The sequence below is a fragment of the Flavobacterium psychraerolatum genome, from assembly GCF_025960985.1.
Classification (GTDB): domain Bacteria; phylum Bacteroidota; class Bacteroidia; order Flavobacteriales; family Flavobacteriaceae; genus Flavobacterium.
In genome coordinates this window covers 1-13,690 of record NZ_JAOQMX010000067.1, presented here as the reverse complement: position 1 = coordinate 13,690, position 13,690 = coordinate 1, and the positions used below count along the sequence as shown (strand labels likewise).

Sequence of the window (13,690 nt, the reverse complement as noted above, 5' to 3'; positions counted from 1 at the left end):
GAGATTTAACTCCTAACAAAATTCCTAATCCATCTAATTCCATCCCCCAAAATTACATGGTTTTTTTAATTTCCACTAATTTAGGCGAAGAACCTTTATTGTTTTTGATTTCAAAATAATAAAGTATTTTAAGGGTATTTTCTCCTTAATCAGGTATTTTTAGTACATTTGAACATCGGAAAATCTTTTTTCATGGGTATTGAAAATTGGAAGGCATTACAGCATAAGAAGTAAAAGCAATAAAATTATTTTTATGAGTCAAACGAAAGTATACATAAACATAAGGAAAATAAGAGAATTAAAAAATCTAACTCGAGAACATGTGGCGGCAGATTTAAACATGAGCATGAGCGGCTATGGTAAGATCGAAAGGGGTGACGTTGATTTAACGGTATCCAAACTGATTGAAATTGCAAAAGTTTTGGGTGTTTCGCCAGAATTCATTCTGAAGTTTGATATTTCTATGTTTTTTAAAGAAGTAAAATAAGGCGCTTTAAGGTGGTACTACTATTCAAGAGCATTTATTAACTTTTGATTTTAGGTGGTTGTAAATACTTATTTAAAGTAATGTTCTAAGTCGGGTAAGAACTTGTGAAATCTAATGTTTTTAGCCTCCGTTGGAAGGTATTTGTAGGCAATAGCCCCCATATATTGTGCCTCTACTTCAAAACCTTTAATTGTCCAATTGTTGTTAGTTTGATCTACTTTTAGAACTCCTTCATGCTGACCATCAAGTGTAGGAATAGATTGGAAGCAATCATCAATACCTTGCCCTGTTGCTTTTACCAATGCTTCTTTTCGTGTCCAAGAAGTATAAAAATCTCGCTTTTTGTTTGCACTTTTTTCCAGTAGTCTTCCTTCGGCTGTATTAATAATTTCAGGAATTAAGGGCTCAAAGTCAAAATTTTTATCAATATATTCAATGTCAACGCCTACTTCAGTTTGTGCTATTGCAATAACTGCATAGTCTTCTGCGTGTGAAATATTGAAATGAAGCAAAGGTGCATCTATTAGATAAGGCTTCTTATTTGCTTTTGTGTCAAACCTTAGATTATGAATTTCTTTCTGAGTAAAATAGGCTAAAATTATTTTTAAAATCGATCGGTAAATTATAAATCGATTTTGGTCTACAATTTTGTAAAAGCGGTAGGCTTTGTTCTGTTCCTCCACTGTGAGGTAGTTTTTCAACTGCTCTTTTAATTCGAAAAAATCAGGTAAAAAAATTGTAAATATAAATAGGTCCTCTTGCTCTAAAATGGATTGTAATGGCAGAGATAAATAATCTTCTAGCAAGGGAATTGTCGATATGTTAATTTTTACTTTCCCCATGCTTTTGGTCTAGTTAGCCATCTAGTTATTTGGACTATTGTCTTGTTGTTTGGAAGCGCAAAGATGCTAAGGTGATTGATGAATTGTAATCATCTTTGAATCTTGAATTTTCTATTGTTACAATTTAAAGTTTAAACTAATTTTCAAAATAAGACTTCTAATTCGATAATTTAAATTAACAATCAAAAATTAGAATTATAATGATGCATTTCTTAGATCAAGTACATCTTGAATGATACGTGCTGATATTTTATCGTGTGGTGGTGCAAACAATTCAAAATGACTTCCTGGGATATCATGTACTTCTACACCCTTTAAAGCAACTCTTTTCCAGCCTAGAGTACGTCTATTATGTCGATAAATATATTTAGCATTAACACGAAATAAATCAAGTTTATAAGCTCTAGGAACTAAGTGGTATTTATTACTAGCTATAGCGTTTGCATCATCTAGTTTTTGTTGATTATTTTGACTTTCATTTGATTGTGAAAAAATTTTATTCTTTATGTTTTTGAATTCATTTAATTTTGTGTCGAACCGCTCTTTCATTTGTTCCCAATTCGTTAACATCGTTCCTAATACCCAAACATGATTTTTAAATTTATTTATTAATTTAGCCATTTTTTTTTCAAATGGGTCGCTGTAATAATATTGTGGATTTACATTGGTATCTAATAATCCTACCATTGTAATTTTTTTCCCTTTTAAACTAAATTGATGTGCCATTTCATAGGCTATTATACCTCCAAATGAGTAACCAGCAAGTGCATAAGGGCCATTGGGATTATTTTTCATGATGCAATCAATGTAATACGCAGCGATTTCTTCAATAGTATCATAAGGTTCATCAATTCCGTTCAATCCTTTTGCTTGTAAAGCAAAAACAGGCTGATCATTGTCTAGATTTTTTGCTAATGCATTAAAAATTAAAACGTTTAATCCTGCCCCATGTACAATATACAGGGGAGTTTTAGTTCCATTTGGCTTAATGGGTACAAGAGAGTCCCAACTTATTGCACTTTTATCTTTTGTTAGTAAAAGAGCTAATTTTTCTATGGTTGAATACTCAAATAATGCAGATAGTGGTAATCGTTCTTTTGTTGTTTTTTCGAGTTTACTCATTACTTTCACAGCGACAAGTGAATGTCCTCCTATTTCAAAAAAGTTACTGTGAATGTCAATTTGGTCCAACTGTAAGCATTCTTTCCAAACATCAGCAACAAGTATCTCCATCGTACTTGTTGGTGCAGTGAATTGCTTTGAACTGTTTTGTTCCTCCTTGAATTGTAGTAATGCCGTACGATCGATCTTACCATTAAGTGTAGTCGGAAATTCAGTAAGTAAGATAAAAGCATGAGGTACTAAATGAGAGGGTAATTGAGAAGAAAGTTGCTTATGCCATGAGGGTATTTTCTCCTTCGCAATCGCAAGGGATGTATCTGGTACAATATGCGCATTCAAAAAGTTTTCGTTTGCTAAAACAACAACATATTTGATGCCTTCCAATGCAAGTAATGCTTGTTCAATTTCACCAGGGTCAATTCTGTGACCTCTAATTTTAACTTGTTGGTCATTACGCCCCAAACAGATTATCTCATTATTTGGAAGCATTTTACCTAAATCCCCAGTGAGGTATAGCAAACTACCTGTGTTGTTTGAAAATGGATTAACTACAAATTTTTCAGCAGTTAATTCAGGTCGGTTCCAATATCCTTGTGCAACACCATCACCAGCAATAGCAATTTCTCCAATTTTACCAGGAGCTGCAAGTTGACCTCGTTCATCGATAATATAAATTTGCGTATTCGCTACAGGTGTACCAATAGTGATATCCTCATCTGCATTTTTTATTTGTTTTAAGCTAGACCAAATTGTGGTTTCTGTTGGTCCGTAGACATTCCACACACTGTCACACTTTTGAACTAGTTTTCGGGCTAGTTCATTACTTAATGGTTCTCCACCACATAATGCTTTTATGGGTAATGGTTTTTCCCAGCCAGCCTCCATTAGCATTTGCCAAGTGGTAGGAGTTGCTTGTAAAATCGTTATATTTTTGTCTTCTAACAGTGGTAATAAAAGGCGACCATCTCTAGCTTGATTATGATCTGCTAGTACCAAAGTAGCTCCGTTTATCAGCGGCAAATACAATTCCAATCCTGCAATATCAAAAGAGATAGTTGTGATCGAAAGTAGTCTGTCATTTTCAGTTATACCAGGCTTTTTAGACATGCTGAACAGAAAATTGACTAGATTTTTATGTGTTACACAAACTCCTTTTGGTTTTCCTGTAGATCCAGAGGTATATAAAACATAGGCAATATCATTTGGAATAACCTGATTATTAAGCGCAGTATCAGGGTAATTAGGTAAAACAGTTAAAGCATCTTCAATTAAGATGGTTACAGCTAGTTGTGGTAACTTAGTAGCTAAATCAGAAGTAGTCACTAAAAACTTAGCTTGGGAATCCTCCATCATAAACTGAAGTCTAGCCAAAGGATATTCGTGATCAAGCGGAATATAAGCTGCTCCACATTGTGTAATAGCAAGTAAAGTTATAATCAAATCAGGAGATCGAGGCATTGACACCGCAACAAAATTACCATGTGCGACTCCTAGCTCCCTAAAATAATGAGACATTTGATTAATTTCTTTGTTCAGTCGAGCATAGGTAATGTTTATATTAGAAAATGCTATTGCAACGTTAGTTGGCGTTTGGTTTGCTTGAACTTTAATTAAATCAAAAAGTGTTATATCAGGATAGTTGCTGGCCGTGTTGTTTAAAGCTAGATATGCTGTCGAAAAATCTTGAAAAATAATTTCACCAATTGTTTCTGTAGGATTTTCAACTATTTTCCGTATGATTTTCTCAAACGAAAGCATCATTTTTTCTATGGTTTCTGACTCGAAAAGTGACGCATTGTAAGACCATTCAACTATCAAGTTTTTATCATCGCCACTCGCATTGACAAACAACTCAAAAGCTTCATACGCTCTTGGATTACTAATTAAATTATAAGTTAGATTAGAAAAATGGACACCTCTGGTCATTCCCATGTCTATATTGAAAACGACCGGCACTAATGGAATTTGCGAAGGATCACGTGCAACATTTAATTTTTGTAATAAATGACCGAAGGTTAGTTGAGAATGATCATAAGCATCAAGGAGTTCCGATTTTCGACCCTTTAAATAATCGGTAAAAGAAATATTAGCGTTTATTTTAGATCGTAAGGGTAATAAGTTTACACAATGTCCCATTAAATGGTTCATACCAACAACGGGCTGTCCGGCAGATGGTAAGCCTATAACTAAATCCTCTTGGTTTGTTAATTGGTACATAAAGATCTCAAAACTAGCTAGTAGGGTAGTGACAAAGCTAGCGCCATTGGAACGAGCTGTTTGCTGCAGTTTTAGTAATAACGACGGGTCCAAAGCAAAATCTAAGCGCTTGCTCTTGTAGGTTCTCAGTGAAGGTCTAGGATGATCTGTAGGAAGGTCAACTACTGGAATTGTATCTTTGTAAACAGCATGCCAAAATGCTTCGGTTTCTTTGTTTTCATTACTCACTTCAAACAGCAATTCTTCATCGGCATAGGTACTAAACGGAATTGCATCTGGTAAGTTCGGCGTTATATGTTCACTGTAAGCAGAGTACAGTAGCCCCAAATCTTGCAGCATAATTCCAATAGACCAACCATCACATATGATATGATGTGCTGTGATTACCAAATTATGTTTTGTACCTGATAGTTTTACTATTCCTATTTTAATTAATGGCCCGTTAACAAGATCAAAAATAAAGTGAGCATCAGATGAGGTATAATCTTCTACAGCTTGTCTTTTCTCTTCTTCACTTAAATTTGATAAATCATTTGTACTAATTTCAATCGGGGCGTAGCTGTAAATGGTCATGTATACGCCGTCTGTACTAAAACTAGCTCTTAATGCTTCATGACGTTTAATCAAATTTTGTATAGCTAACTCCATCGCTGGCAAATCCAACGAACCCTGCAATTCAATTGTGATAGATTCATTATAAGCCCTTGCTGCATCTTGGCCACCAAAATAGCACGCACTCCAAATTTCAGACTGTGCCTTTGTAGTGTAAAGAACTCGCTCTATTTCAGGACCTGCAAACGGATCAAATTTAGTAATTGTATCTATCATATTTGGGGGCTATGTACTATTTAAGATAGTAGGTTGGGGGTATTTAACCAGTATTGTAATTGCTGCTTACTATAAATTAATTTTAATGTATTCACCATTTTTGGTACCATCAAGAACGAACCAAGCAGGATTGCCTTCTGCGTCACGGCCCAATTTCGCACCTTGTACGGGTGGTTGATTGATACGACTATTTTTATTCAGGTTCTCCTCAGTTCTAATAGTTTCGATTTTATGATTATTCGCAAAGAAACCCGAATCCAACATAATCTCTACTGATTTTTTTATTGTGCTAATTATAAAATCGATATCCTGATCGGTATACGGTTCAGTCAAAAAGCACGGAAAACCATCCATGATATGAATTCCTTTTTCTCGCAATACCGTAAAAAGGAGATCAGTGTATTGAACGTCATCATTAAATTTCATGCGCCATAGCGAGCTGAAGTGATTGATTACCATCGGCAAACCATTCGAACTAAAATAAGCATTTAGTTCCGCAGCCAATCGATCGGTCATGGCGTTCAATCGATTTTGCAAAGCAGGACCTTGTTTTTTCAAGTGAAGTAGGGAGGCTTTACAACTTGCAAGTGCCAACGGATGGCGTACAAACGTTCCTGCAAAATAAGTTACCCCAATTTCCGGAATCGAATCATCTCCAAAACTCCATTGACCACCGTCCAAGGTATCTAGGTATTTTCGTTTTCCCAAAATAGCTCCGATAGATATTCCACCGCCAATTACTTTACCATAGGTTGCAATATCGGCTTCGATGCCAAACAACGCTTGTGCACCGCCGAGATTCGATCTAAAGCCTGTGATCACTTCATCAAATACAAGGGCAATGTCATTTTGTTCTGTCATCGCACGCAATTGTTTCAAAAATGCAATCGGTTGAAATTCTGGTCGTCTACTCTGTACCGGTTCTACCAGTACAGCGGCTATTTCATCGGCTCTTTCTGCGATAATGCGCAAACTTTCATCTGTTCCATAATCCAGTAGGAGCATGTTTTGAACAGATTCCGACATAATTCCTGCTGCAGCCGGAAAGCTCGTTCCTTTTTTCGAACCACGTACCAATGCTTCATCATTGATTCCATGGTAGGAACCTGTAAAAGCTACAATCAAAGAGCGTCCTGTATAGGTACGCGCAATGCGCATCGCACCCAATACCGCCTCTGATCCTGTGTTACATAAGGCTGCACGATCTTGGTTGGTGAACGAAAGTAAAAGTTCGCACACTTCTGCGGCAAGGGGATGTTGAGGTCCTACTTCAAAACCACTTTCAATTTGTTGGTGAAGCGCTTCTTTTATAAAATCAGGTTGATGACCAAAAAAACAAGATCCAAAACCATTCAATGCATCTAAATATTGATTGCCATCAAGATCCCACAATTGGTTACCACTTGATTTTTCAATAACAAGAGGATAAACCATCTCTTTGGTTAGGGGTTTGAAGCCAGTAACCACCCTTGGATCGGCCATGATACTTCGATTCTTTTGTGCATAGGTTTTACTAGCGGCTGTTTTTTTAGTGTAGCTTGCTACAAGTTGGGCCAAAAAGGCAGCTTGCGAGGGCGCTAATTCGGTTGCTAATTTTTCAATTTTTGGCGATGCACCAAAAGGTTTTGAATGCTCAACAATTTCGTTGGCTGTTCTACTATCTGCGTTTGTATTTTGTGCAAGTATCAGCTGAGGCATTTGTTGTGCTGCCTCTTGATGATTAGTGGTTGGTAATTGAATCGGTGCGCCTTGAAGCAATTCTATTTGCTTGCCTAGTAGCTGAATTTGTTGTGCAATCAATCCCAACGCTGTATTGTTTTGTTCAGAACTAATAGGGTGAGTATAGCTAGCAGCTGGCGCAGCCATAGGAGTAACTTGCGCTATAGGAGCAGCTGCTGGAGCCATCGCTACAGGTTCAGGAGGAAGTTGCGCATCCAAAAAGTCGGCTAACAAATCGGGTGAACTTAGTCCTTCATTAAGTTGACGAAACGTAATGGGGAGTTTGAATTCTTTTTTTAATCGAATAGCCAATTGGGTTAGGGTCAAGGAATCCAACCCCAATTCAAGAAACGAATAGCTAGTAGCATCTTCCGGATATTCTACACCACTAGTTTGATTGATAACAGCTGCAATTTGATTTAAAATAGTAATTTTTCTCATAGGTAATAGGTCATTTGTCGGCTCAGTAACTAGTGGAGCTTCGATAGATAGTTGTTCATTTTGTGTTGCCAATGCTGCTATTGGTGCCGCTTTGGGAGGATCAATCCAACAAGGTTTTCGATCAAAAACATAACTAGGCAACGCAATAAGCTGTCGTTGTTGCTCTTGATAGAAAGCCTCCCAATCGGGTTCAAATCCTCTCAACCATAATTCGCCCATGGTGGTCAAAATCGATTGGTAATCGTTCCCGTTTTCTTTTGGCAAGGGTAGACTTGTATAAGCAGCGATCAAATTTCCCGCTCCTTGTTGCTTGGTTAAAGCCGTTAATGTTTGCCCAGGACCTACTTCTAAAAATGTTGGATCATCCAACGTTAGTAACGTTTTTGCCGCGGGACTATAGCGTACGGCTTCGCGCATATGGTTGGACCAATAGGTTGGATCGGTTGCTTGTTCATTTGTAAGCCATGTTCCCGTTACCGATGAGGTAATAGGAAGGGTAGGCGTTCCTAATTTTATTTTTCGAACAGCAGTTTCAAATGGCCCCACAGCAGCATCCATCATGTGTGAATGAAAAGCGTGACTCGTAAATAGCTGTTTGTTGGCAATTTCTGCCTGTTGTACTATTTTCGAAAAAGATAAAATCTCATTTTCTTCACCTGCTACCACACACAATATAGGCGAGTTTACTGCTGCAAGTGAGAGTGTGTTGGGTAAAATGGCGAGTAGTTCCTCTTCGCTCATTCGAACAGAAAGCATAGTTCCAGTTGGCAGTTCACTCACCATTTGACCTCGTAAGGCAATCAAATGTAAAGCATCTTCCAAACTGAAAATTCCAGCCAGCACACCACCTACAAATTCCCCAATACTATGACCACAAATGGCGGTGGGATGTATTCCCCAACTTTTCCAGAGTTGTGCCAACGCATATTCGGTAACAAATAAAGCCGGTTGGGTAAAACGCGTGTCTTTCAACTGCGCTTCTGCTTCCGGACTGGGGTGTTCTGGATATAAAACCGTTCGGATATCAATAAGAAGGTCTTTTTTCAAAAGTTCTGCACAATGATCAATCGTCTCTTGGTACACTTTTTCATGCTGGTACAAGGCCGTTCCCATTTGAGGGTATTGTGATCCTTGGCCAGGGAATAGAAAAACCAATTCGGACGGTACCGATTTTAGCTCAGCCGATTTAATACTAGTTTTTTGTATCGAAAGCAATTGGTTTGCCGATTCAACATTTGTGTTCCCCACCAAAAAAGAGCGGTGCGCAAAACGCTGACGGGTCTTTTGTAAAGAGTAGGCAACATCTGCTAATGAAATTTCAGTTTCCGTAGTTAAGAATTGCCCCAATTCCATTTGAAAGCCTTGTGCGCTAAACGCTGTTTTGGCTGACCATAACAGCAATTGCTCTGGACGACTAGGGCCGGATATTTTACTTTGTTGCGGATATTCTTCGACTACCAAATGGACATTGGTTCCGCCCACACCAAACGAACTTACTCCTGCACGTAAAGGCAAATCGGTAGTTGATTTCCAATCTCTCAATTGGGTAGTAACAAAAAACGGACTGTTTTTAAAATCAATAATTGGATTCGGATTTTCAAACCCCAAAGACGGAGGCAGCTGTTGATGGTACATCGCCAAAACGGTTTTGATCAATCCAGCAACCCCTGCCGCAGCAGTAAGGTGCCCCATATTACTTTTGATAGAACCAATAGCACAAGATTCCTTTTCGGGCACAGGGCCAAAAGCCATTTTTAAACCTTCAATTTCAATAGGATCCCCCAATGGAGTAGCGGTACCATGCGTTTCTACATAGCTAATGGTTTCGGGTGCAATGTTGGCATCCTGCATCGCTTGCGCAATAGCATCGGCTTGCCCTTCGGTGCTAGGAGCTGTAAAACTCCCTTTGTTTCCACCATCATTATTGATTCCAACTCCTTTAATAATACCATAAATTGTATCACCATCTTTTTGAGCGGCTTCTAGACTTTTTAAAAGTACTACACCAGCACCATCGCTAAAAACGGTTCCTTTTGCGGCAGCATCAAACGATCGGCAGTGCCCATCATTACTCAACATCGAACCTTCTTGGTACAAATGACCACTATTGATGGGTGCTGTGATATTGGAGCCTCCTGCGAGGGCAAGATCACAATGGCCGTTTCGAATCGCTTCTACCGCCTGCGCAATGGCTAGGAGCGAAGTAGAGCAAGCCGATTGAATACTCACGGCAGGCCCTTTCAAGTCCAATTGATAAGCGGTTCTAGAGGCAATATAATCTTTTTCGTTAACCGTCTCTGCTTGCAAGTAACCAATTTGGTCTAAAATGGCAGCATTCGGAAGTATGTTTTTCTTATAATAGGTATTGGTTCCCACACCTGCATAAACGCCGGTTTTACCTTTGTAATGCGCTGGTAAATAACCCGTTTGTTCTAGTGCTTCCCATGCAATTTCTAAAAATAAACGAAACTGTGGATCCATCACTTCGGCCAATTTTGGATTAATACCAAAAAAGGACGCATCAAAACGATTCGCTGACGGAATGATTCCGCGCGCCGCTACATACAAAGGATCGTTGCGCAGGCTATCAGGCACAGCCGCATCCAATTCTTCGCGTTTGAAAAAAGTGATCGTTTCTTTTCCGTTTTTCAAGACCTCCCAAAGTTGAGGAATGGTTTTGGCACCAGGAAAGCGACCCGCCATGCCAATGATGGCAACAGCATCGGTTCGGATATTTTTTTTAGTTTTCGAAAAATCAAATTTTGCTTCTTTCTTTATTGTTGGTTCCAAAAACGAGCTCAAACTACCTACCGTTGGATATTGGTAGATGTTGGTAACAGAAATAGTGAAAGCATGTTTTTTTCTAAGAAAACTCGCGGTTCGCTGGGTTAATAGAGAGGTTCCGCCCATCTCAAAGAAGTTATCATCCATTCCAATACTAGGAATCTGTAACACTTCAGACCAAACTTTAACAATGGCTTGCTCTGTTTTGGTAATTGCTTTTCTAAAGAGAGGTGCCGATGTTGGTCGAACATATTCAGGAAGCGGTAAATTACTTTTATCAATTTTACCATTAGTGGTTATAGGAAATGCTGTGACCCACATGAAATAGGTAGGTATCATATAATCCGGAAGCAAAGCTGATAATTGAGCACGAATAGCTCCTGTATCTTGATTAGCATCAGTCGACTGTAAATAGGCTACCAAATTTTCTACTCCACCAATAGCAGAAGTAACGACAACAGTAGCTCTTTTTATTTCGATCAGCTCATTAAGCACCGCTTCAATTTCACCCAATTCAATACGGTAACCACGAACCTTTACTTGCTGGTCGATTCTGCCAAGACATTGAATTTCGCCATTTGGCAAAATTTTTCCTAAATCTCCAGAAAGATACATCTTAGCAGTGGCATCAGATTGAAAATGATTCGTAATAAAGCGATCATTGGTTAATTCTGGTCTGTTTAAATACCCCAATGATACCCCATGACCAGCTATGGCTATCTCTCCAATCTCTCCGCTTTCGACCCTGTTTCTTTCATCATCTAATAAATATATCTGAGTATTAGCAACGGGTTTCCCCACAGTAATTGGATCGTCTTCTTTTGTAATTTGAGTCGATAAACAACAAACGGTAGTTTCGGTAGGGCCATAAATATTCCATAACGAACTACATTTTGTAATTAATTCATTTGCTAAAGCTAATGGAACAGGTTCACCACCAATCAAAGCTTTTATAGGTAAAGGGTTTTCCCAGCCCGAATCCAACAGGATTTGCCAAATACTTGGAGTTCCCCACATTAAAGTTATTTTGTCTTCTGCTGCTTTCTTTAATAAAAGTTGGCCGTCCCTTCTTGTTTCTTCGTCAACAAGTACTACGCAAGCACCAAAAAGCAGCGGTAAATAAATTTCCATTACCATTGCATCAAAAGAAATGGTAGTAATGGCAAATATTTTATCATTGGAATCTATTCCTGGAACAGACGCCATAGAATAAACTAGATTTATAACATTATTATGTGCTACTACAACTCCCTTTGGTTTCCCCGTAGAACCAGAAGTATAAATAATATAAGCTGGAGCAGCTGTGGAAACATTTGTATTTAATGGTGCAGTTGATCCATTTCGTATTGCTTTCGAAATTTCATCAATTGTAATTGCTACAAGTCTAGGCGTAGCTTTTACAAATGTGTTTGCACCAACATAAAAAGAAGCAGTAGCATCTTCAATAATCATTTGAATTCTTGCTTCAGGGTAACTGCTATCAATAGGCACGTAAGAAGCACCACATTGCAAAATTCCAAAAAGAGCAGCAATTAATTCAGGTGAGCGATCCAATGAAATAGCAACAATTTGCCCTGGTCGCAATCCCTGCGTCCAAAGGTAGTTGGCCATTTTATTGGCTGTTTCATGCAAAGCAGCATAAGTAACTTTTTCATTGTGATACTCAAGTGCTATGGCATGTGGAGCAAACGCAGCTCTTTTAGCAAAAAGTTCATGTAAAGTACTTTCTGGATAAGTTACGGTAGGTCCGGCTATGGTATAATTTGCTTTATCCATAATTAATTGATACTAGTTATTGAGCTGTCTCCGTTAACAGAATTATAAGCAAAAGTATAATTCACTAGTTGATTGAACAATACATCCAATTCCAAATAGGTAAGTGTTTTATCTTCAAAAACTACAGCAACATTCGATGGATGTTCGGCTACTTGTTTCTGAAATAAATCCAGAACAGTCCAATCCTTTACAGAAAAGCGGCCTTTGTAATGATAGAGTAATGTTTGCTTCATAGTGGTACTGTTGATTCGTTTTTTTTTAATCTGAAATAAATTACAACAAAAATTTGTGTTTGATATTAACACTTTTTGGCTAATAAGTAATAAACAAAGCTCAAAAGAGTTACCGTAAAAAAAAACTAGAAAAGCGGTGCTCTGATCCAAAAGATTATGGTATTTATTTCATATTTGTCTTGTTTTTTATAAAAATAGGCAAATACTACCGCAAATTAAAGAAAAACTATTAGGTATCAATTATAATTTCCGTATAAGACTATATATTGTCGATGAATGGCATAATTATGAGGCAGAAGCATTATCGATTTCGTATTTAGTCTCAATTTTAATATTGAGTTTTTTTTGTAGTCTATTTTGTTGTCTTTAACATATAAAAGTCTTCGACAAGCTCAGACGGACAAGTTGAGTGCTTAAGTCTTACTTTGATGTCTTCGCTACATAAAATATCGATGTACAATAAACAAATATGATTTTGTCTCATCGAGCGTAGTCGAGATGTATAAGTTGTTTATCAACTGCGCTCGAATTGAGAGTAGAAATATTTAAATTTTTTATTGGATTTGTTTTTAGGTCTTCGACAAGCTCAGACTGACAAGTTGAATGATCAAGTTTTGCAATTAGATTTTCATTTGGTTGTCATTATTATGTAAAAGTCTTCGACAAGCTCAGACGGACAAGTTAAGTGCTCAAGTTTTGCAATTAGGTTTTCATTTGGCTGTCATTATTATGTAAAAGTCTTTGATAAGCTCAGACGGACAAGTTGAGTGATCAAGTCTTATGGTTAAGTTTTACTTAGATGTCTTCGCTACATTAAATACCTATGTACTACTATAAACTAATATGAATTTTGTCTCATCGAGCGTAGTCGAGATGTATAAGTTGTTTCTCGACTACGCTCGAATTGAGAGTAAGAGTATTTAAATTTTTTATTGGTTTTGTTTGTAGGTCTTCGACAAGCTCAGACGGACAAGTTGAGTGCTCAAGTTTTGCAGTATTTTTTTATTTTGTTGTCTTTAATATATAAAAGTCTTCGACAAGCTCCGACGGACAAGTTGAGTGCTTAGGTCTTATGGTTATGTTTTACTTTGATGTCTTCGCTACATAAAATATCGATGTACTATAAACAAATATGATTTTAGTCTTATCGAGCGTAGTCGAGATGTATAAGTTGTTTCTCGACTGCGCTCGAATTGAGAGTAGAAGTATTTAAATTTTTTATTGGATTTTTTTGTAGGTCT

At 37.6% G+C, this 13,690-nt stretch carries 5 protein-coding genes; 1 reads left to right on the top strand and 4 read right to left on the bottom strand.

The features are described 5' to 3' along the window. The first annotated feature begins 253 nt into the window (after positions 1-253). On the top strand, positions 254-487 hold the full coding sequence (locus M2326_RS16835) for a helix-turn-helix domain-containing protein (RefSeq protein ID WP_264620713.1): 234 nt from the start codon (positions 254-256) through the stop codon (positions 485-487). Positions 488-555: 68 nt separating this feature from the next. Here the strand turns inward: M2326_RS16835 and M2326_RS16830 are convergent, their stop codons facing one another. The 4 genes from M2326_RS16830 to M2326_RS16815 all read right to left on the bottom strand — a co-directional run bounded on the left by M2326_RS16830 (position 556) and on the right by M2326_RS16815 (position 12,449). Continuing rightward, positions 556-1,329: a 4'-phosphopantetheinyl transferase family protein gene (locus M2326_RS16830; protein ID WP_264620712.1), complete on the bottom strand. Its 774-nt coding sequence runs from the start codon at positions 1,327-1,329 to the stop codon at positions 556-558. A gap of 195 nt (positions 1,330-1,524) precedes the next feature. Beyond that, positions 1,525-5,496: a non-ribosomal peptide synthetase gene (locus tag M2326_RS16825; protein WP_264620711.1), complete on the bottom strand. Its 3,972-nt coding sequence runs from the start codon at positions 5,494-5,496 to the stop codon at positions 1,525-1,527. 69 nt (positions 5,497-5,565) lie between these two features. After that, on the bottom strand, positions 5,566-12,216 hold the full coding sequence (locus M2326_RS16820; protein ID WP_264620710.1) for a polyketide synthase: 6,651 nt from the start codon (positions 12,214-12,216) through the stop codon (positions 5,566-5,568). A 2-nt stretch (positions 12,217-12,218) separates the two neighbouring features. Beyond that, positions 12,219-12,449: a hypothetical protein gene (locus M2326_RS16815; RefSeq protein WP_264620709.1), complete on the bottom strand. Its 231-nt coding sequence runs from the start codon at positions 12,447-12,449 to the stop codon at positions 12,219-12,221. Between the last annotated feature and the right edge of the window lie 1,241 nt (positions 12,450-13,690).